Origin of the sequence: Clostridium guangxiense (genome assembly GCF_021043395.1) — a bacterium.
Classification (GTDB): domain Bacteria; phylum Bacillota; class Clostridia; order Clostridiales; family Clostridiaceae; genus Clostridium_S; species Clostridium_S guangxiense.
Window position 1 is genome coordinate 1 of record NZ_JAJNKE010000019.1, and the last position, 25700, is coordinate 25700.

Here is a 25700-nt window from a genome sequence, read left to right on the forward strand (position 1 = left end):
GCTCGACAAATTCCAGTTTATCAGGATAAATTTGGAGATTGCAATTTTAAAGTTTCAAGTTGTCTATCTATAGTGAATATAAATAACAATTACTGTCAATAATCATACTAACATTAACAAATTTAGGGGTGTGATTATGGCAGTAATTTTGTTTGTAACTGGTTCACTTATTTTTATAATTTTTAGTATGATGGCTATTATAATTAAGATATTAAAGAAAAAAGTAAATAAGTTATTTATTGCTATAATGGTTTTATCTTTATTTACAGCTGTAACTGGATTTTGCATGGTATCTCCGGATAAACCTAAATATGCTTCTGATAATAAAAGTTATAATAAAAATGAAAAAGCAGCCCTTTCAAGTTATGATTCAAAGAAATTGAAAGTGTATAGTATTGGAAATGAAGAATGCGTTTTAATTCAATATAACAATAAAAATGTTTTAATCGATGTTCCAGAGGATTCTAATAAAGTTAATTACATTTTTAAAGCTATTGATAACTATAAGATTAATAAGATTGATTGTATTGTACTAACTTCTAGCAATGACAAGCTTTCGGAAAACGCAGCTGATGTAATAACAAGATATAATGTAAGTGATGTTAATTATGTATGTGATAATGTAAATGATAAGGTAGTTCAGGCAATTAAAGCTGTAAATTCAGTAAAAGGAACTAAAAATAGTGCTAAAAAAATAAGTGATGGCGGAAAAATTAGCAATATGTCAATTAAGCTTCAAAAAGAAGAATCATATCTTGATTTAGCATTTAAGACTAATGAAAATAGTGAGACATACTTAATAGTGGATTCTTTTAAAAATTATCTTGAAAATTCTAATATATATAAACATGTTGTAAATATAAGTCATGGTGACGATGGTGATTTAAGTATAAATATACATGTTGAAGCAGAAAATTAAATATAAACTATTTTTGGACTTTATACAGTTTTACTATATATAATATTGTGGTTTTATTTTAATGATGATGATATAATTATTATTATAGTATTTTATGCATATTTAATGAAAAAGGACGTGTTTTATATGAAGATAAATATATTAAAATGCCATGGAACTGGAAATGATTTTATATTAATTGATGAATATAATAATGATTATAATTTTAGTGAAGAGGGACGAAAAGAATTAGCAATATTAGCATGTAACAGAGAGAAATCCATTGGTGGTGATGGAATTTTATTTGTTCAAAAAAGCAGCATATGTGATGCAAAGATGAGAATATTTAATTCAGATGGTTCAGAAGCTGAAATGTGTGGAAATGGACTAAGATGTGTTGGAAGATATGTTATGGAAATTCTTAAAAAGGATGAAATCCAAATAGAAACTATGAAAGCAAAATATTTTGTTCAAAAACAAGAAGAAGTGTACAAGGGGATAAAGACTGTAAAGATATTCATTGATTCTATTTCTCTTGATCCTAAATCACTACCTATGAACTCAAAGAAGGATAGTGTTCTTTTTGAAAATGTACCAGAATTATCAGATCAGTTAAAATTTGCAGCTATAAGCATAACAAATCCGCATTTAATCTCTATAGTAAATGAAATAGATACAAATGAGCTTGTAGAGGTTGGTGTAAAGGGTAATAGCACAAAGTCAGTATTACCAAAAGGGGTTAATGTAAGTTTTGTTAAAGTATTTGATGAAAAAGACATATATGTTAAAACCTATGAAAGAGGAGTAGGACTTACAAAATCTTGTGGAACAGCTATGACTGCTTCAAGTGTTGCGGCTTGCTTAAGTGGAAAGGTGGATTTTGACCGAAAAATTTCTATATTTAATGATGGTGGTATGATAAATTCTATAGTTCATAAGAAGGAAAATGGTAATTATTTGGTTGAATTTATAGGGAATGCTACATTTGTATTTGAAGGGACTATGGAATTTAGCAATAATGAAGTAAATAATGTTATTGTAGATAATACTCCTTATGAAGAAGAAACAAAAGATTATGCTGAGTTTTTTAAGTACACAAGAAAATGCATACAATAATAATCTCACATAGAAAGTGTTTACAAAATATTTGCATAATATAAACACAAAATAAATACTTTTAAGGTATAATAAAATCATTCTAAGAGATAAATAGCTTAGAATACTATCGTTGTATAGAATGATCTCCCTTATATAATATTTAAGCACTGGTTTAATGACCAGTGTTTTTTTTATGGCTTTGTTTTAAATAAGTGTAAAAGTCGACACTTATTTAAAACAAAGCTTCTTTATTATGTAAAATGCCATATTAGAAATAATTTGTATAGAATTTTAAATTAAAATATTAATTTTATAATTATGTATATGAAACTTTACAAAGAAAAGTATTAGTAGTAAGATAATAGCTGCAAGTTAAATATTAAACAATTAGGTTTAGGAGAAAAATATGAAAAAGTTAAAAGGCTTAATTTTGCCTGTAATACTAATACTTGTATGGGCTATTATAAGCAAATTACATATAGTTAATGAATACATAATACCATCTCCAGAAAAGGTATTTTTGGCCACTTTGGAGATGATAAAATCAGGAGAACTTGCAAAAAATATGATAATAAGTTTAGGAAGAGTAATTGCAGGATTTATAATAACTTTCATAATTTCTTTTCCTATGGCTATATTTATTGGTGCCAAGCCTAAAGCTATTCCATATGTGGAGCCTTTTATGGAATTTATGAGGCATGTTCCACCTATTGCTACTATACCAATACTGATATTATGGTTTGGAATAGGTGAAGCTTCAAAGTTATTTGTTATTTTTCTTGCTACTTTTTTCCCAATCTTCTCTAATACGTTAAATGGAATCACTAATCATGATAAGAAACTTTTAGAGGTAGGGGATTCACTTGGTTTTACTAACAGAGATAAATTTTTAAAGATCATATTTCCACAAGCAATACCATCAATAATGACAGGAGTACAACTTGGACTTGGATATAGCTGGAGGTCGCTCATGGGTGCGGAACTTATAGCTGCATCATCTGGAATTGGATATATGATAGTGGATGCAGAGCAGCTTTCAAGACCTGATGTTGTAATAGTTGGAATTTTATCTATAGGTATACTTGGTTATGTTATTGATTATGTACTTATAAAAATAACAGAAAGGCTAATTAACAAATATGGAAAGGAAATAGATTATGGCGGGGTTGATAGTTAAAAATTTATCAAAAGTTTTTGAACTTCAAAATGAAATATTTCAAGCTCTAAAAGATATTAACCTTGTTGTGCCAGAAAAAAGTTTTATAACTGTCGTTGGTAAAAGTGGATGTGGAAAAACAACGTTACTTAGAATAGTTGCAGGACTTGAGAGTAAAACAGGCGGACATATTGAATTTACAAATTGCAAAGAGAAAGGCAAAAAGAAAGTAGGAATTGTTTTTCAAGAGCCAAGACTTATGCCGTGGCTTACTGTTGAACAGAATCTAGCGTTTTCTCTCATAAAGTGTAAAGATAAATCATATGTTAAAGATAAAGTTGAAGACATATTGCAAATTTTAGGACTTTATGATTTTAAAAAAGCTTATCCAAGTCAGATTTCAGGTGGAATGGCTCAAAGAGTTTCTCTTGGAAGGACTTTGTGTTTTGATCCAGAAATTATACTTATGGATGAACCTTTAGGAGCCTTAGATGCTTTTACTAGAAGAAAACTTCAAAATGAACTTGTGGACATTTTTGTTAAAAGCGGTAAAACTTTTATGTTTGTGACACATGATGTGGAAGAAGCAATATATTTAGGTCAGAAAGTTGTTGTTATGAATGACGGAATAATAATGCAAGAAATTCAGATTGACCTAGATTATTATAGAAATACTGAAGATAGTAAGTTTTTAGAATATAAAAAAAGCATTTTAAATACCTATAAAAGCATTAACTAGAGTAGAGAGCAAAGAGTTGAATGTTACCGAAAATTCTATAGTTAACTTAAAGCTTGTATGTGGTTTATTTATATATAAATATAAGGAGGAGGATTAAGTATGAAGATTTTAAAAAAATTGAGTGTGCTACTTACAATTTCAATGATAGCAGCTTTATTTAATGGATGTGGCAATGCTCAAAATTCCGAGACGAAATCCCAAAAGAATGTTCCCAAAAGCATAAGTATATCTTATGTAAAATCACCGTTAAATGTACCATCTATAGTGGAAAAAAGAGAAAAGCTCTTTGAAAATGAGTTTTCAAAAGACAATATAAAAATTACTTATCCACAAATAACAGAAGGTTCTAAAATGACGGAGGCAGTTGCAGCAGGTTCGCTTGATTTTTGCAATGCAATAGGTGCAACTTCGGTTATTTTGGCAGCAGCAAACGGTGTTGATATTAAAATAATAGGTGTTTATAGTAGAGCACCAAAGGCATTTACAATAATGGCAAAAGATCCATCGATAAAAAGCATGAAAGATTTAAAGGGGAAAAAGGTTGTTGGACCTAAGGGGACAATACTCCATCAGCTTCTTTTAGGTGCGCTCGAAAAAGATAGTCTTAAATCAAGTGATGTTCAATTTATAAATATGGGAATACCTGACGGTGTATCAGCACTATTATCTGGCAGTGCCGATGCAGCACTAGTAGCAGGTGCATCAGTAGATAACGCAAAAAAGAATGGTGCACATGTAATAACTACAGGAGAAGGCATACTTGATGCAACAATAGTAATAGGTGTATCTGGCAAATTCATTAAAAAGTACCCTGACATAGTAAAAAGATATTTAAAGGTTCATGATAAAAGTTTAAGCTTCATGAAGAATAGTAAGGACAAAGCATATAACTATACTAGTGAAGAAGTAAAGCTATCACTTGATCAAGTTAAAGCTATGTATGATTTATATGATTTTAATCCTAAGATTACCAATAAAGATATAAAAGATTTAAATGATACTAAAGACTTTTTAATGAAAAATGGTATGCTTAAAAAGAATATCGATGTAAAAAGCTTAATAGATAATGTGAGCTGAATTTATAGGTATACTACCTAAAATTTTGAAAATAAAGAGGTCACAAATTGTGCATCGTGCACTAATTTTAACAAGTCAGTATTTATTAATTTATATAAAACTGAACTTTAAGTCAAAATTAATATTTTAAATTTCGACTTATATCCAATAAGGAATGAGAGCGAGGTAAATAAAATGATGGAAAAAATTTGTGGAAAGAAGCTTGCAACAAGACAAATTACAATGATAGGTATGTTGTTTGCTGTAACAATTGTGCTTGGAGCAACAGGATTGGGATTTTTACCAATACCACCTTTTAAAACTACAATTATGCATATCCCAGTTATAATAGGAGGGATAGTTGGAGGACCTATAGTTGGTGGTTTTATAGGATTATTTTTTGGGATTTTTAGTATTATACAAGCTATAAATACGCCTACACCTGCGTCTTTTATATTTTTCAATCCAATAGTCTCAGTTTTGCCAAGAATATTGATTGGTGTTGCCGCTTATTATGTGTATGTATTATTTAGACGTAAGTCTGAAAAACTAGGTGTGTTTTTAGGAATTGTTGCTGGCTCCTTTACGAATACTATAGGGGTTCTGGCTATGATATACATTTTGTATATAGATGCTTATGCAAATGCATTTCATATAAGTTATAATGCCGCAGTGAAAACACTTTTATTATTAGTTTTAAATGGTTTTATATCGGCAGGAGCTGCCTTGGTTGTATCATTTCCCGTTATTATGATAATAAAAAAACTGAAAATGTAATAAAGCTTAATGAATCTTATTAAGATTAAATTTTTTGTAATTTGCGTAAGGATGGGGCTGCCGCACTAAAAATTGTTAAATTATGATTAATAAATATTGCGAATTAATTGGAGTTAAGGGTTTTAACTCACTTTGCTCGTTAAAAGACTAACTTTTTCACTTATGTGAAGAGTGAAGGGTTTGACGATGCATTGCACGTCAAAGGTGAACTTTTCGGCTAAAGCCAAAAGTTAAGGTGATTTTTCTTGCGCTCCGCTGCAGAAAAATTTTTAATTTAAATTAAAGATTTTCCGTAGAGGAACGGAAGAAAATCATCATTAACTTTTTACTGAAGGTAAAAAAGTTCACTTTTTAACAAGCGGCGCAAGTTAAAACCCTTCACTCTTAGCTTTTTCGCCTTCTTTTTAGGCGAAAAAAATTAGTTATTGCTTCACAATTTTTATAAATTATGACTTAATATATTTAGTGCGACAGCCCCATTTTCTTTAGAAGATGATTAGTGCTAATACATCCACCACCAAGGCATCATATTATGATATTTATGATAGAACCATGGGTAATAAGGACGACGGCGGCGGTGATGTTTATGTCTATATTCATCGGAATCATCACTATCATCATCCCAATCAGAATCGTCATCATCATATGATGCATTTGTCATAGGAGCTTCACCACCGCTCATCATAGGACATTCACTTGTCATAGGAGCTTCACCGCTCATCATAGGACATCCACTTGCCATAGGATATCCACCCATCATAGGTCCCATATTTTTGTTCATCATAAAAGGACAATATGGCATTGGTTGAAATTCAAAATCTTCATCATCATGTTCACAGTGTTTATCATGATGGTCGTGCTTATTGTCATGTCTAATCTCGTTATCAGAATCCATAAGTAACCTCCAAATAATTTAAATACACTATATTATAATATTGAATATCAGTAAAAATGTTACTTTTTTTATTTATATTTAAATTGGTATATAGACATAATATCTGATATAATATAATCACCGTATGAAGCATGATTAAGTTAGAGGTGATATATAATTATGAAAGTTGAATACATAAATCCATTCGTTATGTCAAGCGTTGATATTTTAAAACAAGTATGTAATATTACTGTAAATAAAGAAAAACTTTTTTTAAAGCAAGGTTTTTCAGAAATTAAAGATGTTACTATAACTATTGGGGTTTTAGGCGATGTAAAGGGTAATATTATTTTAGGCTTTGATAAAGGAACAGCAATGAGAATTGCATCAAAAATGATGGGAGGGTTTCCAGTTGAAGAACTTAATGAGATTACAGCCAGTGCTGTTTCTGAGATTTGCAATATGATAGCTGGTCAGTCCGGAATACATTTTTCACATCAAAATAAAAAAATAGATATAACACCTCCAATCATGCAGATAAATAAGCCAGAAGCAAAGATGAATTATAATAATCAAACAATATGTATACCATTAGCCCTTGATATAGGTGGTACTCTCGAACTTGATATTTCCATAGTTTAATAAAATAGAAGTCACAAAAGTTTTCTTTTGTGGCTTTTTTGTACATAGATAAACTTAAAACACGAACAATACTGGATAAAAAAATAAGTATAGTTGATATAGTACGAACATTAATGAATAAAGTATAGATAATGTTATTGACTTATGAAAAATATTATGCTAACATGAAATTAAAGTGACAAAGGAAATTCATATAAGGAGGCAATTGTAATGAAAGTTGCTATAATATTTGGTAGCAAATCAGATACCGATAAGATGAAAGGTGCAGCTAATGCGCTTAGTGAATTTGGAGTAGATTATAAAGCATACGTTTTGTCAGCTCACAGAGTTCCTGAAAAATTAAGTGAAGTTATCAGTAAATTAGAAAAAGAAAATTTTGAATGTATAATTGCAGGTGCAGGACTTGCAGCACATTTGCCAGGAGTTATTGCTTCTCAAACAACACTTCCAGTAATAGGAGTTCCTATAAATGCTGCAGTAGATGGATTAGATGCATTATTTTCAATTGTTCAAATGCCAAAAAGTATTCCAGTTGCTACTGTAGGAATTAATAATAGTTATAATGCAGGCATGCTTGCAGTTGAGATGCTTGCTTTAAAATATCCAGAACTTAAAGAAAAACTTGTTCAATTTAGAAAAGATATGAAAGAAAAATTTATACAAGACAATGAAGAGGGAGTGGAATTTTAATATGGAAAAAAAAGAATTACTATATGAAGGAAAAGCTAAAAAGGTATATGCAACAGATGATAAGGATAAAGTAATTATATATTATAAAGATGATGCAACAGCTTTTAACGGAGAAAAAAAAGGTCAGATAGATGAAAAGGGAGTACTTAATAATAATATTACTTCAATGTTATTTGAACTTTTAGAGAAACATGGAGTAAAAACTCACTTTGAGGAAAAATTAAATGATAGAGAACAGCTTTGCAAAAAAGTTTCAATAGTACCTCTTGAAGTTATAGTAAGAAATATAGCAGCAGGAAGTATGGCTAAGAGACTTGGTCTTGAAGAAGGAACAGAACTTAAAACAACAGTTTTTGAACTTTCATATAAAGATGATGCACTTGGTGATCCACTTATAAATGATACTCATGCAGTAGCAATTGGAGCTACAACTTTTGATGAATTAAAGAAAATTTATGCAATGACTGAAACTGTAAATAATGTACTTAAAGAATTTTTCCATAAACAAGGAATAAAATTGATAGATTTTAAAATTGAATTTGGAAGATTTCATGGTGAAGTTGTTCTTGCAGATGAAATCAGTCCTGATACTTGCAGGTTATGGGATGAAAAGACAAACGAAAAACTTGATAAAGATAGATTTAGAAGAGATTTAGGAAATGTCAAGGAAGCATACATTGAAATATTAAAGAGGATAAGTGGTAAGTAGAATACATAAAAAGAGGCTTACCTTATCTGTTTTGACATAGGCTGAAGTTATTTTTATACTTCAGTCTATATTAGGCTTAAATATAAATTGTAAGAAGGAGATAGCTATGAAAAATATGCAATATACAGCTGAACACGAAGATATCGATAAGTTCAAAGAAGAATGCGGAGTTTTTGGTATTTTTTCTAATAAGGATATTGATGCAGCACATTTAACTTACTATGGACTATATGCGCTTCAGCATAGGGGGCAGGAAAGTGCTGGAATTGCTGTATCCGATAGCAATGAAATTAAGGTTTATAAGGAAATGGGTCTTGTATCTGATGTATTCGACACTGAAATTTTAGATTCTATGCCTGGAAATGCTGCAATAGGCCATGTTAGATATTCTACGACAGGAGGAAGTAATGCTACAAATGCCCAGCCACTTCTAAGTAATTTCAAGCTTGGCTCTATTGCTATTGCGCATAATGGAAATCTTGTGAATGCAGATGTAATAAGAGAACTTCTTCAAGATTGTGGAACTATGTTTCAAACTTCAATAGATACTGAAGTAATATTAAATTTAATAGCAAGAAGTGCTAAAAAAGGAATAGAAAATGCCGTAGTTGATGCTATTCAAGCTGTAAAAGGCTCATATGCTATTGTTATTCTTACAAAGGATAAGCTTATAGGAGTTAGAGACCCAAATGGTATAAGACCTCTTTGTATTGGAAAATATGATGAAAGCTATGTACTTTGTTCTGAAAGTTGTGCACTTGACACTATTGGAGCGGAATTTGTACGTGACGTAAAACCTGGAGAGATTATAATAATAGATAAAGATGGTCTTAAGAGCATTAATTTTGCAGAGAGAACAAAATGTGAGACTTGCTCCTTTGAATATATTTATTTTGCAAGACCAGACAGTGTAATTGATGGAATTGATGTTTATAAAGCAAGAGAACGTGCAGGAGAAAAGCTTTTTGAGGAATCACCTGTGGAAGCTGACCTTGTAATAGGAGTTCCTGATTCAGGAATTCCAGCAGCGCTTGGTTACGCGAAAGCTTCAGGAATACCATACAGCTTAGGACTTATTAAAAATAAGTACGTTGGAAGAACATTTATATCCCCAACTCAGGAACTTAGAGAGAAAGCTGTATCTGTAAAACTCAATCCAGTAAAATCAATGATTAAAGGAAAAAGAGTTGTGCTTATAGATGATTCTATAGTTAGGGGAACAACTAGTAAAAGACTTGTGGATTTGCTTAGAGAAGCAGGTGCAGTAGAAGTTCACTTTAGAGTTTCTTCACCAATTGTAAAATTCCCATGCTACTTTGGAATAGATACACCTTATAGAAAAGAACTTATAGGTTCACACAAAACCGTAAAGGAAATAAGTGATTTTATAGGTGCTGATAGTGTTGGATATTTAAGTATAGAATCACTTTTAGAAACGCTTGATAAAGATAGAACATTTTGCCTTGGGTGTTTTAATGGAGTTTATCCAGTATCTGCACCTATGGAAGCAGCAAAAGATAGACTTGAAGAATAAATATTTTGAAAGGTTGTGTATGAATGGTAACATATAAAGACAGTGGAGTTAATATAGAAGAGGGGTATAAATCTGTAAAGTTAATGAAAGAATATGCTTCAAAAACTTTTATACCTGGAGTTATAAATAATCTTGGAAGTTTTGCAGGTATGTTTGAAATAGGAAAAGGTTATGAAAATCCAGTTCTTGTATCTGGAACTGATGGAGTTGGAACAAAACTTGCAGTAGCCTTCGAAACTAAGAAATATGATACTGTAGGAATAGACTGTACTGCAATGTGCGTAAATGATATATTGTGTCATGGAGCAAAACCAATATTTTTTCTTGATTATATAGCATGTGGTAAACTTGAAGCAAATGTAGCAGCAGATCTTGTAAAGGGCGTTTCCGAAGGCTGCAGCGATGCAATGTGTGCTCTTATAGGTGGAGAAACAGCTGAAATGCCTGGCTTTTATAAAGAAGGAGAATATGACCTTGCCGGTTTTGCTGTTGGAATAGTTGATAAAAACAAAATAATTGATGGAAGTAAAATTGAGGATGGAGATGTGCTCATAGGAATTGCTTCTTCAGGAATTCACAGTAATGGATATTCTTTAGTTAGAAAGCTTATAACTAATTTTGATGAAGAATTTAACGGAAAGAAAATGGGAGAAGTTCTTTTAACTCCAACTAGAATATATGTAAAACCAGTACTTAAACTTTTAGAAAACTTTGAAATAAGGGGTATGGCGCATATAACTGGGGGCGGTTTTTATGAAAACATACCTAGAATGTTTAAAGGAGAATTTACAGCTGTAGTAAACAAAAATAGCTTTGAAGTTCCAGCAATATTTAAACATATAATGTCTCTTGGAGTTGACGAAGAGCATATGTTTAACACTTTCAACATGGGGATAGGCTTCGTATTATGTGTCTCTAAGGATGATGCAGAAGATGTTCTTTCTTCTCTTAAAGATATGGGAGAAAAGGCATATGAGATAGGATATGTAAAAGCTGGAGGTAATGGAGTATGTTTAAAATAGCTGTTCTAATATCCGGTGGTGGAACAGATCTTCAGTCAATAATAGATGCAATTGAAAATAAGGAAATAGTGGGCGCAGTAATCGAGGCTGTCGTAAGCGATAAAAAAGGGGCTTTTGGAATAGAACGTGCAAAAAAGCATGGAATAAAAACTTATGTTTTTGATAGAAAAGAGTACAAAGGAAAGGTTTCAGATGAAGTGTTAAATTTACTTAGGGGCAAAGTAGATTTAATAGTTCTCGCAGGATTTCTTTCTATATTAAATGGTGATTTACTTCATGAATTTAAGGATAAAATAATAAATATACATCCATCTCTTATCCCTTCATTTTGCGGCAATGGAATGTACGGACTTAAGGTTCATGAAAAGGCTATAGAATACGGAGTTAAAATTTCTGGATGTACAGTTCACTTCGTAGATGAAGGGACTGATACAGGAGCAATAATACTTCAAAAAGCTGTGGAGGTTCTTTGTGATGACACTGCTGAAACTCTTCAAAAGAGAATTTTAGTGGAAGAACATAAAATTTTACCTATGGCAGTTAAACTTCTAGCTGAGGGAAAAATAAAAAAGGTTGGAAGGCATGTATCATTAAAGGCTTAATTAACTTTATATATAGAAAAGGAGTATAAGTTTATTATGTTAAAAAGAGCGATTATAAGTGTTTTTAATAAGGATGGAGTTTTAGAATTTGCACAGTTTTTAAATAAAAAGGGAGTGGAAATAATTTCTACAGGAGGGACTTTTAAATATCTCAAAGAAAATGGAATTCCTGTAGTTGAAGTTTCAGATGTAACAGGTTTTGATGAAATGCTTGATGGAAGAGTTAAAACACTTCATCCTTTTATACATGGAGGAATTTTAGCCATAAGAGGAAATGAAGAACACATGAAGGCTATTGAGAATAAAGGAATAAAACCAATAGATATGGTAGTTGTAAATTTATATCCTTTTTTTGATAAAGTGGATAGTGATATTACATTTCAAGAAAAAGTTGAATTTATAGATATTGGTGGACCTACAATGATAAGAGCAGCAGCTAAAAACTTTCAAGATGTAACAGTACTTACAGATGTAAATGATTATAAAGAAGTAATGGAACAGATTGAAAAAAATGGAGAAGTAGAATACGCTGTAAAAAGAAAGCTTGCGGGTAAAGTATTTAACTTAATGTCAGCTTATGATGGAGCTATAAGTAGATTTCTTCTTGAAGATGAATATCCTGAATATTTAACTATACCATATAAAAAGAAAATGGATTTAAGATATGGCGAAAATCCACATCAATCAGCAGCATTCTATGAAGCAGCAACAGGAAGCGGAGCTATGAAAGATTTTGATCAGCTTAATGGAAAGGAACTTTCATACAATAACATAAAGGATATGGACATTGCATGGAAAGTAGTTTCAGAATTTGATGAGCTTGTATGCTGTGCCTTAAAACACAATACCCCATGTGGTGTTGCTATGGGAGAAACTCCTTATGAGGCTTATAAGAAGGCTTATGATTGTGATTCAACTTCTATTTTTGGTGGAATAGTTGCTTTAAATAAAACTGTTGATAAAGAAGCGGCAGAAGAAATGGCAAAGATATTCCTTGAAATAATAGTAGCACCTGATTTTACTCCAGATGCTTTGGAGGTTTTAAAAAGAAAGAAAAACTTAAGAGTTATAAAAGCTGCTAAAAAGCCTTCAGATAAATTCGAACTTGCAAAAGTTGATGGAGCTATTTTGGTTCAAAGTGCAGATGATAAGCTTATAGAAGATATGAAGATTGTTACTGAAAAGGCACCAAGTGAAGCGGAAAAAAGAGATATGATTTTTGGTATGAAGGTTGTAAAGTATGTAAAATCAAATGCTATAGTGGTTGTACAAGATGGAGCTACAAAAGGAATAGGTGGCGGACAAGTTAATAGAATTTGGCCGGCACAAGATGCTATGGAGAGAGGAAAGGGAGCTACAGTTCTTGCTTCAGATGCATTTTTCCCATTTGGAGATATTGTAGAAGAGGCTTCAAAGCACGGTATAAAAGCCATAATTCAGCCTGGTGGATCAATAAGGGATCAAGAATCTATAGATGAATGTAATAAGTATGGAATTTCTATGGTTATGACAGGTATAAGGCATTTTAAACATTAATTAAGGTTTTTGGAGGTTTATTATGAAGATTTTACTTATAGGCTCTGGTGGAAGAGAGCATGCTATGGCTTGGAAAATGGCACAAAATTCTGAAGTTGAAAAAATCTATTGCGCACCTGGAAATGGTGGAACAGCAAAAGAAGCAAAATGTGAAAATGTAGAGTTTCATAAAAATTGTGAACTTTTAAAATTTGCAAAAGAAAATAATATTTCACTTACAGTGGTTGGACCTGAAGCACCTCTTGTAGATGGAATAGTTGATGATTTTAAAAAAGAAGGTTTAAGAGTATTTGGACCTAATAAGTATGCTGCCGGACTTGAAGGAAGTAAAGCTTTTTCAAAGGATTTTATGAAAAAGTACAATGTAAAAACAGCAGAGTATGCAGTGTTTACAGATGCAGAAAGTTCAATTTCATACTTAAAAAAATGTTCTTATCCTATAGTTATAAAGGCAGATGGATTAGCAGCAGGAAAAGGTGTCGTTATTTGCGAAAGCTATGACATGGCAGAAGACACTATAAAATCATTCATGGTTGATGATGTGTTTAAAGGATCAGGTAAAAAAGTAGTAGTAGAAGAGTATTTAGAAGGTGTAGAAGCATCTATCTTATCAATAACAGATGGCAAAACTATACTTCCTTTTGTTTCAGCTAAGGATCACAAGCAAATTTTTGATGACAATAAGGGACCTAATACAGGAGGTATGGGAGCTATTGCCCCAAATCCATATTGTACAAAAGAAGTTCTTGAAAGCTTTGATAAGAATATTTTGAAGCCTACTTTAAAAGGAATACAAGAAGAAGATATGGATTTTACGGGAATAATATTCTTTGGAATCATGATAACTAAAAAAGGAGTTTATCTTCTTGAATATAATGTTAGACTTGGAGACCCAGAAACTCAAGTTGTACTTTATCTTATGAAGAGTGATTTGGTAGATATTATAAATTCAGCTTTGGATAAAAAATTATCAGATTTTGATCTTCAATGGTATGATGGCAATGCTTGCTGCGTAGTTGCTGCTTCAAAGGGATATCCTAAGAGTTATAAAACGGGTTATGAAATAACAGGCATAGATGATGTAAATGATAAAGTTTTTTGTGCTGGAGTCACCTTAGAAAATGGAGTTTATAAAACAGCAGGTGGAAGGGTGCTTTGCACTTCAGCAAGAGGAAACAGTTTAGATGACGCAATAGATAAAGCCTACAGTGATATAAAGAAAGTTAAGTTTGAAGGAATATATTATAGAAACGATATAGGAAGAGCGAAGTAACAGTGCTTTGTAACGTTAAAAAAATTCTATAAATCTAAGATGAAAAAATCGTAAAATCCTAAGATATTTCAATAACTCCCAGAGCTCAGACAAATTGAAATATCTAAGTATTTTACGATTTTTTCATCAAGATTTATTAGAATTTTTTTAAATTGTTCCTTCAGCGCTGTTACTTCGCTTCCACATTTAAAATATATTGGATTATATTGAGGTAGTTGATTGACTAGGTGAAAGAAAACAATATTAATACAAAACGTTTAATGTTGGAATGGTTATTGAATTTTGAGGTCAATTAACAGTATAATAATTAAAAGGGAGGTAATATTGGACAATATTTGAGTGATCATTTTAACTAATACTAAGAACTTGTCTAATAATAAGATTATGGAACTAACAAAAATAAAAGGTAATACATATTATATAAATGCTCCAACTAATATAGGAGTATACGTATTTAAAAACAAAAATTGTCTTCTTATAGATACAGGAAAGGACAATAGTGATGCTAGAAAAATAGATGAAGTGTTGGCGAAGAATGGACTTCATCCTAAATATATAATAAATACTCATCATCATTTGGATCACTGTGGTGGCAATGCTTATTTTCAAAATACATATCCTGGATGTATTGTTTATGCTTCTGAAAAGGAAAAAATAAGTATGGAAAATCCTTATCTGTATCCTTATGGTCTTTTTGGAGCAAGTCCTGTGAAGGATATACATAAAAGTAACAAGCCGTTTATGGTTGATTTTATTGCAAATGAAGGGGAAAATAAAATAGGCGATGAAAAAATTGAGGTTATAAGCCTAAAGGGGCATACAATAGATTTAATAGGAATAATTACTCATGAAAAAGTTTGTTTTGTTGGAGACGGCATTTTTTCTGTTGAGAATATTAAAAAGCATTCGCTTCCATATCTTTATGACGTAAACTTAGAGAAAGAGACTTTAAATTACTTAAAAGATATCGATGCCGATTATTTTGTAATAGGACATAGTGATAAGATACTCACAAAAGAAGAATTTATTCCTGTTATAGATAAAAATTTAAGTAATATAGATAATTATGAAAAACAGGTAATGGAACTATTTGACCAGCCGCTTACTAAGGAAAATCTGCTTGAAAATTTAGCTGTTTTAAACGAATTAACTATGGATTTTAACGAATATTATATAAATCTTGCTTCCGTAGCTGCTTTTATTTCATATTTATACAACAAGAATTTACTTGAATATTCTATTGAAGATGGAAATTTATATTATTTTAAAAAACCACAATAAAGCACTTTAAGGAAGTAATAATCCATGGAAATTAAGCTAAAGGAGCTGTCAATTTATGATGGCACAGACATATTTGCAATGATTAAAGAAATTGGACCGGGAGAAAATGGCTTTATAAATGGAGGATACCGAATATGCTATGACGAATTTAAAAGTTATTTAGAAGGTCATTTCGAATTGTCGCGAGGAATGAATTTGAGCTCAAGATATGTACCACAAACTATTTATTGGCTTTATATAAATGATAGACCTGTAGGAATTGGTAAGCTAAGGCATCATTTAAATGATAGATTAAAAGAAGTTGGTGGGCATATTGGATATACTATAAGACCTTCGGAAAGAAGAAAAGGATATGGCAATATTCTTTTAAAAGAACTTTTAAAAGAAGCAAAAAAAAGTGGTGTAAATAAAGTATTTATAACGTGCATTAAAGGCAATATGCCATCTAGAAAAATTATAGAAAGGAACAATGGTAAACTTCAAGATATATTTCATGGTATTTGTAGATATTGGATAAATATAGATAGGCAACGTGAAACTTGAAATTTTCAAGTTTCACGTTGCCTATCTATAACATGGTTTTATTTTACCTGAAATTTAGAAATCATTTCATTTATCTTTTTAGATAGTTCAGAGGCCTTTTGAGATTGTTTTGCTATATGCTCTAAGGCAGAACTAGTTTCCGTAATACTTGCAAGTATTTCTTCGGAATTTGAAGAGGACTCCTCAGAGGCAGATGATATATTTAAGATAACAGGATTTACCTTTGATATATTATTTTTAATTGAAATTGTTGATGCTGATATTTTATTAGACATTTCGGATATAAACTGAGCATCACTTTTGTACTGCTCGCCAATGCGCGTTAACATTTCATAATCAGACATGATTTGTGAATTTATAAATTCAAGAATGTCATTAGCATGACCAGCTAAATTGCTTGTAACCGCTGTAGCTTTACCTACATTTGCTTTTATTTTTGCTACAATATTGTTGGATTGCTCTGCAAGTTTTCTAACTTCTTCGGCAACTACTACAAAGCCTTTCCCAGCCTCACCAGCCCGAGCAGCCTCTATAGATGCATTAAGTGCTAATAAATTTGTTTGCTCTGATATCTCTTCAATATCTTGAGCCATAGTATTTATTTCATTCACAACTTTAATATCAGAAATTGCTTTTTTAACTTCAGCCTTTTTTATTGAGTATAAATTATTAATGTTTTTAGATGAATTATCAGCTTTAGTTTTGATGTTTGCAGCTCTTTTCATAATTTCAGATGAAATTTTGTTGCTATCTATAGATTTTTTACTAAGTTCAATAGATTGATTATTAATTTCATTTGTAGATGAACTTACTTCACTTGTAGAAGAATTCAATTTTATATTATCGCTGGATATTAATTCAGTGGATTCTTTTATGTTAAACATGCTAGCTGAAACTTCCTCCATTGAGGCTGTTATATCTTCGCTGGAGTTTGCTAAAACCTTCATATCATTTACAAGTTCTAAAATAAGATTTTTCATATTTTCTGTAGCTGTATTCAAAGCTTTTCCCATAGTCCCAATTTCATCATTATAATTTATTTTTATTTCATGAATGAGATCACCCTTTGATAAGCTATCAGCAAAATTTATTATATTTTTTATTCTCTTTTTTAGCCATAATGACATTATTGTTCCTAATATTGACAAAAGTATTGCTGCAATTATTATGATTATAACTTGTACAACAAATGAATCCATATAGACCTTATGATTTGAAATTGAAACGTTTTTCGCCACCGATATATCATCTTTTATTACGGTATTTAAAGCTGAAATAAGCTGTTCCCTCATGCCGCTGTATTGTTCGGAATATATTTTAGATGCAGAGTTGTAATCTCCATGATCTACAGCTTTATATATATTATCTTTAGTAGCTCTGTATTCAGACAAAAGACTTTTTACTTGTGCTAAATCTTTTTTTTCTTGAGAAGACAAATGTCCAATCTCTTCAATTTGAGATATGGTACTGTTAGTTACATCGGTAAGACCTTGGAGATGATTTTCAGAAGAATTTATATCATCTTTGAAATTTGGATTTATACTGTGCTCTACGTCTGATAAACCTAAATTTATGTTGTTTTGTATAGAATATAAATATTCAAGACTTAACAAGTTGTTGTTGTATAGGCTATTTGTATTATTGTTCATTGCTTTCATATTTATGATTCCTATAATTCCAACCGATATTAGAAATAAAATACTTATTATGTTTACAGCAATTAATTTTTGCGATATCTTTAATTTTTTTAACATATATGAATACACCTCTTGAATTTTGATCAAAATGAAATTTGATGATTATAAAATGTGTTTACAACAATTTAAATATTATAGCTTAACTTGTATTTTGTCAATATAAGGGCATATAAAATAAATATATGTGTATTTTCTATATTTTTGTGTATAATTATGTTAAAATGTGGGCTGTAATGTTAGAAAGATACTCAATTAAAAAATACATTTAAATGTTATGTATAACATTTGCATTTATGGTTAATATGTATATTTGTAGGTCGCATAAAGTGAGGTGCATTTGGTTGGATATTGGCAGTATTGTTAGAATAGAAGATAACAATGAATGGAAAGGCTTGTACGGTATAGTTAAATACAAGAATGAAAATGAATCTTATATATTTTGCATTCAAAATCCATGTTATCTTTACAGAGCTACAGAAAAAAACAATATAGTGGTTATGTAATGCTTTTTAGGAAAGTATAGAGCGCATGATGCAAGCTTAGTGGTTTGTTATCATGTGCTCTATATTTTTATATAAAATCACAAAAAAATATATTTTAAAATATAATATAGTGATTTACGTATGCAAAATTATTTTTAAGGTGTGATTAATGTGAAAAATAAAAAAATATTATTAACAGGTGGAGCAGGATTTATTGGAGCACGATTATGCACAGAATTGTTAGAAGGTAATCAAATTTTAATATATGATAATTTGAAAAGAAATGCAGTAAAAAACACACCTTTAACTAATAAAAGAAATGTGACCTTAGTTAAGGGAGATATTTTAGATTTTTCATTTTTAAAGAAAGTTGTAGATAAATTCAAACCCAATATTATTATTCACCTTGCAGCAATAGCAGGAATAGATACAGTAATTAAAGAGCCTGTAAACACTATGAAGGTGAATATGATAGGAACTTTTAATATATTAGAAGCTATTAAAGAATATTCAAATAGTATAGAACGATTTATTGATTTTTCTACTAGTGAAGTTTTTGGTGTTTACGCCTACAAAGTAAATGAAAATAGCACAACAAATTTAGCACCTGTAGGGGAAGCTAGATGGACGTATTCAGTAAGTAAGCTTGCGGCTGAACATCTTACAAATAGTTACTATAAAGAATATGGCCTTAAAACTGTAACGGTAAGGCCATTTAATATATATGGACCGGGTCAAGTAGGAGAAGGTGCAATTCATGAATTTGTAGTAAGAGCTATAAAGAATAAAACAATTAAAGTGCATGGAGATGGAGATCAAATAAGGTCATGGTGTTATATAGATGATTTCATAGATGGAATAAAATTGTGCCTTGAAAGCGATAAAGCAATAGGCAATTCTTTTAACATTGGTAATCCTAAAGGTACTATAACTATAGGTATGCTAGCACAGCTTATAAAGCAGGTTGCAAATTCTAAATCAAAAATTATATATGTACCTAAAAATTATGAAGATGTTGAATTAAGAGTGCCAAGCATAGAAAAGGCAATAAGGTTACTTGGTTTTAATCCTAAGTATGATTTGTTAAAAGGATTAAATAAAACAATAGAATGGTATAGGAGAATGAAGGATGATTAGATTATCGCTTCCGTATATAAAAAGGGATGAAATAGAGGAGGTAACAAAAGTTTTAAATTCAAGGTATTTGGTTCAAGGAGAAAAGGTAAGACAATTTGAAGAAATTATTTCAAGGTATCTCAGGGTGAAATACTGTATAGCTGTAAGCAGCGGAACGGCTGCACTTCATCTTGCACTTTTAGCTGTAGGCGTAAAAAAAGGAGATGAAGTTATTGTACCAGATTTTACATTTCCAGCTACAGCAAATGCGGTAGAACTTGTAGGAGCAAATACAAAATTTGTGGATATAAACTTGGATAGTTTTTGTATGGATGCAGATAGAATAGAAGAAAAAATAACAGAAAAAGCTAAAGCTATTATTCCTGTGCACGAATTTGGTCAGAGTGCTGATATGGACAAAATAATGGATATAGCACGTAAGTATAAATTAAAGGTAGTAGAAGATGCAGCGTGCGCTTTGGGAACGGAGTATAAAGGTGAAAAAGTAGGAACCATAGGGAAAGTTGGATGTTTTAGCTTCCATGCAAGAAAGCCAATTACTACAGGGGAAGGTGGAATGATTGCAACTAATAATGAAGAAATAGCAAAAAAAGTTAGAATTTTAAGAAATCATGGCGAAAAAAGTATAAATGGAAAGGCGGATTTTGTTGAAGCTGGATTTAATTATAGGATGACCGATATTCAAGCAGCTATAGGAATAGCGCAAATGAAAAAAATTAAAGAAATGATGGATTACAGAAAGCAAATTGCTGACGAATATAATAAGTTTTTAAAAGATGAAACTTTACTAACTATTCCATGTGAAAAAGGTTATGGTAAGCACATTTATCAAACGTATCATGTTCTGCTTCATAATAGCATAAATAGGGATTTTGTAAAAGAAAAATTAAAGGAGAATGGTGTAGAGAGTAATTTAGGAGCCTATGCTGTACACTGTCAGAGTTATTATAGAAATAAGTATAAGCTTAATGATGAAAATTTTCAAAACTCCCTATATTCATATAAAAAAGGACTGGCACTTCCAATGTATTATGAACTTGATTTGAAAGAGATAAAATTTATATGTGATTGTATAAAAAAATCAATACTATGGGGTGATAAAAATAAAATTTGAAGAGGAACTTAAAAACTATACTCATAGCAAAAGAGAAGAAATGCATAAAAAATGGAACAGGGTTTTGCCAACTAATGAATTATTTTTTGATAGATGGGAGAAAGCAAAATATTTAAATTGTGGAGAAGGAAGCAGTATATATGACACTAGCGTTATTATGGGGAATGTTATCATTGGAAAAAATGTTTGGATTGGACCCTTTACTATGATAGAAGGAATCAATGGAAAGGTTGAAATAGGTGATAATTGTAATATTAGCACAGGAGTTAATATATATACTCACGATTCTTCGATGCACGTAGTAAGTGGTGGAAAGGTACCATTTAAAAGGGGCGATGTGCATATTGGTAAGAACACCTATATAGGGAGCATGTCCGTAATAAAGCAAAATATTATAGTAGGTGATAAATGTATAATAGGTGCAAATAGTTTTGTAAACAAGAATATACCAGATAATAGTGTTGCTTTTGGTACACCAATAAGAATTGTAGGTGAGGTAGTAAATGAAGATGGTGTCTATAAAATAAAATACTTTAATAATGAGGATTAAAGGTGTGGTTCAATGAAAAAAAAAGTGGTTTTTTTTGTTAAACAAGGGCTAGATAATTTTCTTTCAGATATAATAATAAGAATTTCAGATGAATATGAGGTTAGAAAGACTATTGTTACAAATTACAACCAAATTGATGAGGGAATGCAGTGGGCAGATGTTTGTTGGTTTGAATGGTGTGATGAACTAATAGTATATGGAAGTAAGCTTGAGGTAGCTAAAGAAAAAAAAGTTATATGTAGGCTGCATAGTTATGAAGCATTTAATGCTTATCCTGCAAATGTAAACTGGGAAAATGTAGATAAGCTTATATTCGTATCTAGTCATATACGGGATTTTTCTATTAAAAGATTTAATTTAAATAAAAGTAAAACTGAAGTAATTCCAAATGGAATAGATTTATCAAAATATAAATTCAAGAATAGAAATGTTGGCTTTAATATAGCTTATGTGGGATATATTAATTATAAAAAAGGACCAATGTTACTTTTACACGCTTTCAAAGCCATTTACGATAAAAATAATAAATATAAATTGTATATTGCAGGAAGCTTTCAGGATTATAGAGATATCTTGTATTTTCAGCAGATGATAAAAGAATTCTCAATAGAGAATAATGTAATATATGATGGGTGGCAAAACGATTTAGATAAATGGCTGGAAGATAAGAATTATATTTTGTGCACAAGTATTTTAGAATCACAGAATATGAGTATTATGCAGGCCATGACTAAAGGTATAAAGCCTATAGTGCATAATTTTGTGGGAGCTAAAACAATATATCCTAAAGAATATATCTGGAATACCATAAGCGAAGCAGTTCAAATGATTTCTGAAGATAAATATAATTCTAAAGAATATAGAAATTTTATTCAGTATAATTATTCATTAAATAAACAAGTTGAGGAAATTAAAAATATTATAAAATTTGATATATTAGACCAAGTTAGTTTGATGAAGGAGAAATTCAAGGCAAACTGTGACGATATTGTAAATTCAGAAAACCTATTTAATTTCTTACTTGATAATAATATGGAAAAAAAATATATGAAGTATATATCACAATGGTTTGTAAGAAGCAGATATGATTATACTAGTAAGTTTAACTATTATTATGGAAATATGTATAGAAAATTTAATAGTTACAGTAGATTTAAATATATAGATGATAGCGCATATAAGAAAATGGAGTTGATTGGTGAGGAGTTTTTTACCAAATACTATGATCTATATTTTAAAAACAAAGATAAAAATATAAAAAGTAAGAATATGCTTTTTATATTAAATGGTTTAGATATAAAGCAAAGCGTTATTCAATTTTTTATAAACTATTTAAATAAAATTGATAAAGCAGAATATAGTTACTCGGTGCTAAGCCTTTTAAGTAAAGATGAATTTAATAATGCTTATGAAAGCATAGAGTGTTTTTCAAAACTAAATATAAATTTGTTAGTACCTAAAGGGAAAACTATAGAAGATAAGTTTATGGAATTTTATAAGTTTATAAGTGAAAATAATATTAACTATTGTGTTTATTCATCAATGTATTATGCACCTATAGGTGTTCCACTGTATCCATTATTAAAAAAAACATGCAAGTCAATAGGATTAATGCAGTTTCAGCAGCCAGAGCCATATTTTGACGGAAAAGTTGATTTTGTATATGCATATATGAAAAAAGGTAATTGCTGTAAAAATATGTTTGATGTTATATCACCTATAAATACAGATAAGATAGATAGGAGCCTTAATGTAAGGGAACTACTTCATGTTGATAATGATAAGAGGGTAATAGTATCAGTTGGAAGGAGCATGAAGTATAAAAGTGAACTATTTTGGAAATTTGTAATAAAGCTTGTTTCTGAAATAGATAATGTATGCTTTGCAGTTTTTGGATGTGAGTATAGCGAATTTAAAAAGTATGTACCAGAAACCTTTTTATTAAATAAAAGCATATTTTTTTTAGGCTTTAATTTAAATGCTTCATCCTATTTAAAAAGCTGTGATTTTTATTTGAATTCGCATAATATACCAGGAGGTTATGCGGTTGAAGAAGCATACTATGCAGGATTGCCTATAATAACTTTTGGTGAAAATGAAGAAGATGGTAGAGTATTTGACTCAATGCTTGCAGGGTATTACACCATATCATATTTATACAAAGAGGCAGATGAAATATTTCCTAAAGTAGATGATTTTGAGGCCTTATTTATGCTAGCTAAGAATTTAATAGAGAATAACAGCTATAGAAATTATGTTCAAGGCAGTAGGAAGGTTGATAGTAGAGAATTAACTTTTAGCAGTTTTGTAAAGAAATTTGAAAGATATATTGATGATCATAGTAAATTATAAGTAATGCTTTTTTAACAAATTTTCATTTGATAAAATATAATGTAATAGCATGTTTTATATGAAAACTAATAATTTGTCGAAATACGTGGCTATCATTTCAATTATTCGCTTAAAGGAGTGCTTTATTTTGCAAAGTAAAGAAAAATTAATAAACAAAATTAAGAATAAAACAGCCATAGTGGGTATAATAGGTCTAGGATATGTAGGCTTGCCACTTGCTGTACAAACTTCAGTTAAAGGATATAATGTAATTGGTTTTGATATACAACAAAAAAAGGTTGATATGATTAATTCAGGTGATAATTATATAGATGATATAAAGGATGAAGTATTTAAGAAAGTAATAAGTGGTGGCAAACTTACAGCTACTTCTAATTTTAAATTTATAAATAATGTAGATGTTATTTTGATATGTGTTCCAACACCTCTTGATAAGCATCAACAACCAGATATAAGTTATGTTAAATCTTCAACCGAGGCTGTTGCAGCTAATATGCACAAAAATATGCTTGTGATACTTGAAAGCACAACCTATCCAGGCACAACCGAAGAACTTGTTATGCCAATATTGGAACGAGTATCCACATTGAAATGTGAGAGTGATTTTTATCTTGCATTTTCCCCAGAGAGAGTTGATCCTGGTAATTTAGTGTATAAAACTAAGAATACTCCTAAGGTTGTTGGCGGAATAGGGAAGGAGAGCACTGAATTAGCAGCTTTATTTTACAGCAGTATACTTGAAAGTGAAGTATATAAGGTTTCAAGTCCAAAGGTTGCGGAAATGGAAAAAATTCTCGAAAACACCTATAGAAATATTAATATTGGTTTAATAAATGAAATGGCAATCATTTGCAATAAGATGAAAATTAATATATGGGAAGTTATAGAGGCAGCAAAAACAAAACCATATGGATTTCAAGCATTTTATCCTGGACCTGGACTTGGGGGACACTGTATACCATTAGATCCTTATTATCTTACCTGGAAAGCTAGAGAATATGATTATCACACTAGACTTATAGAAACTTCTGGTGAAATAAACAACTATATGTCTCAATATATTTTAGAGAGATCAATAAAAATGTTGAATAAGTTTGGAAAGGCACTAGTTAATTCAAAAATTTTGATATTAGGGATAGCCTATAAAAGTGATATAGATGATTATAGAGAAAGTCCTGCTCTTAGGATAATAGAAAAATTCAAAAAAGAAGGTGCCGTAGTAAATTTTTATGATCCATATATTCCTGTGTATAAATATGATGGAAAAGAATATAGTGGTGCGAAAGAGCTTACTAAAGAGGTTTTGGAGAATAGTGATCTTGTAATAATAACTACCGCTCATAGCAAATACGATTACAAGCTTATACAAAAGTACTCGAAGTGTGTTTTTGATACTAGAAATGCAACTAGCGGTATTTCAGATAGATGTAATATTGAATTGTTATAATAATAATATTTTAACACATCTGTATGTGAATAAGTATAATATAATGAAGCTAAAAGTTGCTTCATTTGTAACGGGATTAAGGAGTGATAAACTATGGCAAATAGCATAGTGTTTCAAAACTCTGCTAGCCAATTGAAAACACAGATATATGGTTTAAATGCTGGTAAAGCTGTGCCTGTTGAAGTTGATGCAGACGGAAAACTACTTGTTTCTGCTATGGGAACAGTAAGTAGAATAGGTACAGTTGGAACTGTGGACAAATTAGGAACGGTAGGCACAGTAACAAAATTAAGTTCAGTAGGCACGATAGATAGATTAGCATCCGTAGCAACAATAAGTAAAATTAGTGCAGTAGGCACAGTAACGAGATTAAGTTCAGTCGGAACAATAGATAGATTAGCTTCTGTGGCAACAATCGGAAGAGTTGCCGCAGTTGGAACAGTAACAAAATTAAGCTCAGTCGGGACAATAGATAGATTAGCATCAGTAGC

At 30.6% G+C, this 25700-nt stretch carries 24 protein-coding genes and 1 pseudogene; 23 read left to right on the top strand and 2 right to left on the bottom strand.

Translation table 11 applies throughout. The features are described 5' to 3' along the window. The first annotated feature begins 136 nt into the window (after positions 1-136). From LQK79_RS11840 to LQK79_RS11865, 6 genes are all read left to right on the top strand, one after another. Complete coding sequence (locus LQK79_RS11840; RefSeq protein WP_053242386.1) at positions 137-919, top strand: MBL fold metallo-hydrolase; 783 nt, start codon at positions 137-139, stop codon at positions 917-919. 105 nt (positions 920-1024) lie between these two features. Next, positions 1025-2014: a diaminopimelate epimerase gene (gene dapF, locus LQK79_RS11845; RefSeq protein WP_231016696.1), complete on the top strand. Its 990-nt coding sequence runs from the start codon at positions 1025-1027 to the stop codon at positions 2012-2014. 388 nt (positions 2015-2402) lie between these two features. Next, positions 2403-3173 carry an ABC transporter permease gene (locus LQK79_RS11850; protein WP_053242384.1) on the top strand — a complete coding sequence of 257 codons (771 nt, stop codon included), beginning with the start codon at positions 2403-2405 and terminating at the stop codon, positions 3171-3173. Continuing rightward, positions 3154-3891 (top strand): ABC transporter ATP-binding protein, encoded by a 738-nt coding sequence (locus LQK79_RS11855; RefSeq protein ID WP_231016697.1) that lies wholly within the window; start codon positions 3154-3156, stop codon positions 3889-3891. Before LQK79_RS11850 ends, LQK79_RS11855 begins: the two co-directional genes overlap by 20 nt. A 99-nt stretch (positions 3892-3990) precedes the next feature. Next, positions 3991-4968 (top strand): NrtA/SsuA/CpmA family ABC transporter substrate-binding protein, encoded by a 978-nt coding sequence (locus LQK79_RS11860; protein WP_231016698.1) that lies wholly within the window; start codon positions 3991-3993, stop codon positions 4966-4968. Positions 4969-5142: 174 nt separating this feature from the next. Further along, positions 5143-5724 carry an ECF transporter S component gene (locus LQK79_RS11865; RefSeq protein WP_053242383.1) on the top strand — a complete coding sequence of 194 codons (582 nt, stop codon included), beginning with the start codon at positions 5143-5145 and terminating at the stop codon, positions 5722-5724. A gap of 502 nt (positions 5725-6226) precedes the next feature. Here the strand turns inward: LQK79_RS11865 and LQK79_RS11870 are convergent. Next, positions 6227-6619 carry a hypothetical protein gene (locus LQK79_RS11870; protein WP_231016699.1) on the bottom strand — a complete coding sequence of 131 codons (393 nt, stop codon included), beginning with the start codon at positions 6617-6619 and terminating at the stop codon, positions 6227-6229. A 159-nt stretch (positions 6620-6778) separates the two neighbouring features. Here LQK79_RS11870 and LQK79_RS11875 point away from each other — a divergent pair, with 159 nt between their 5' ends. The 10 genes from LQK79_RS11875 (at position 6779) to LQK79_RS11920 (ending at position 16430) form a co-directional block, all read left to right on the top strand. After that, complete coding sequence (locus LQK79_RS11875) at positions 6779-7240, top strand: chemotaxis protein CheX (RefSeq protein ID WP_231016700.1); 462 nt, start codon at positions 6779-6781, stop codon at positions 7238-7240. Between the two features lie 210 nt (positions 7241-7450). Next, positions 7451-7930, top strand: coding sequence for a 5-(carboxyamino)imidazole ribonucleotide mutase (gene purE / locus LQK79_RS11880; protein WP_053242380.1), 480 nt, complete (start codon positions 7451-7453; stop codon positions 7928-7930). A gap of 1 nt (position 7931) precedes the next feature. Further along, on the top strand, positions 7932-8639 hold the full coding sequence (purC, locus tag LQK79_RS11885) for a phosphoribosylaminoimidazolesuccinocarboxamide synthase (protein ID WP_053242379.1): 708 nt from the start codon (positions 7932-7934) through the stop codon (positions 8637-8639). A 106-nt stretch (positions 8640-8745) separates the two neighbouring features. After that, positions 8746-10173, top strand: coding sequence for an amidophosphoribosyltransferase (gene purF, locus LQK79_RS11890; protein WP_053242378.1), 1428 nt, complete (start codon positions 8746-8748; stop codon positions 10171-10173). A gap of 23 nt (positions 10174-10196) precedes the next feature. After that, positions 10197-11195, top strand: coding sequence for a phosphoribosylformylglycinamidine cyclo-ligase (gene purM, locus LQK79_RS11895; RefSeq protein WP_231016701.1), 999 nt, complete (start codon positions 10197-10199; stop codon positions 11193-11195). Beyond that, complete coding sequence (purN, locus tag LQK79_RS11900; RefSeq protein WP_053242376.1) at positions 11183-11797, top strand: phosphoribosylglycinamide formyltransferase; 615 nt, start codon at positions 11183-11185, stop codon at positions 11795-11797. Before purM ends, purN begins: the two co-directional genes overlap by 13 nt. Before the next feature lie 36 nt (positions 11798-11833). Further along, entirely contained in the window at positions 11834-13333 is a 1500-nt protein-coding gene (purH, locus tag LQK79_RS11905) for a bifunctional phosphoribosylaminoimidazolecarboxamide formyltransferase/IMP cyclohydrolase (RefSeq protein ID WP_231016702.1), read from the top strand. A gap of 22 nt (positions 13334-13355) precedes the next feature. Further along, positions 13356-14606: a phosphoribosylamine--glycine ligase gene (gene purD / locus LQK79_RS11910; protein ID WP_053242375.1), complete on the top strand. Its 1251-nt coding sequence runs from the start codon at positions 13356-13358 to the stop codon at positions 14604-14606. 384 nt (positions 14607-14990) lie between these two features. Then, complete coding sequence (locus LQK79_RS11915) at positions 14991-15887, top strand: MBL fold metallo-hydrolase (RefSeq protein ID WP_231016703.1); 897 nt, start codon at positions 14991-14993, stop codon at positions 15885-15887. Positions 15888-15911: 24 nt separating this feature from the next. Further along, positions 15912-16430, top strand: a complete 519-nt coding sequence (locus LQK79_RS11920; RefSeq protein WP_231016704.1) for a GNAT family N-acetyltransferase — start codon at positions 15912-15914, stop codon at positions 16428-16430. Between the two features lie 38 nt (positions 16431-16468). Here LQK79_RS11920 and LQK79_RS11925 read toward each other — a convergent pair whose 3' ends face one another. After that, positions 16469-18184, bottom strand: a complete 1716-nt coding sequence (locus tag LQK79_RS11925; protein ID WP_053242374.1) for a methyl-accepting chemotaxis protein — start codon at positions 18182-18184, stop codon at positions 16469-16471. Between the two features lie 284 nt (positions 18185-18468). Here LQK79_RS11925 and LQK79_RS11930 point away from each other — a divergent pair, with 284 nt between their 5' ends. The 7 genes and pseudogenes from LQK79_RS11930 to LQK79_RS11960 all read left to right on the top strand — a co-directional run. Beyond that, positions 18469-18630, top strand: coding sequence for a hypothetical protein (locus LQK79_RS11930; RefSeq protein WP_231016705.1), 162 nt, complete (start codon positions 18469-18471; stop codon positions 18628-18630). 150 nt (positions 18631-18780) lie between these two features. Continuing rightward, positions 18781-19746, top strand: coding sequence for an NAD-dependent epimerase/dehydratase family protein (locus LQK79_RS11935; RefSeq protein ID WP_231016706.1), 966 nt, complete (start codon positions 18781-18783; stop codon positions 19744-19746). Further along, on the top strand, positions 19739-20860 hold the full coding sequence (locus LQK79_RS11940; RefSeq protein ID WP_231016707.1) for a DegT/DnrJ/EryC1/StrS family aminotransferase: 1122 nt from the start codon (positions 19739-19741) through the stop codon (positions 20858-20860). Before LQK79_RS11935 ends, LQK79_RS11940 begins: the two co-directional genes overlap by 8 nt. After that, entirely contained in the window at positions 20841-21410 is a 570-nt protein-coding gene (locus LQK79_RS11945) for an acyltransferase (protein ID WP_231016708.1), read from the top strand. Before LQK79_RS11940 ends, LQK79_RS11945 begins: the two co-directional genes overlap by 20 nt. Positions 21411-21422: 12 nt before the next feature. After that, a complete protein-coding gene (locus tag LQK79_RS11950; protein WP_231016709.1) occupies positions 21423-23762 on the top strand; it encodes a glycosyltransferase family 4 protein in 2340 nt (779 codons plus the stop codon). A 127-nt stretch (positions 23763-23889) separates the two neighbouring features. After that, the gene (locus LQK79_RS11955) at positions 23890-25209 is read left to right on the top strand and encodes a nucleotide sugar dehydrogenase (protein ID WP_198150037.1); all 1320 of its coding nucleotides are present in this window, start codon (positions 23890-23892) and stop codon (positions 25207-25209) included. Between the two features lie 93 nt (positions 25210-25302). Further along, positions 25303-25700, top strand: a pseudogene (locus tag LQK79_RS11960) (hypothetical protein); the annotation flags it as partial.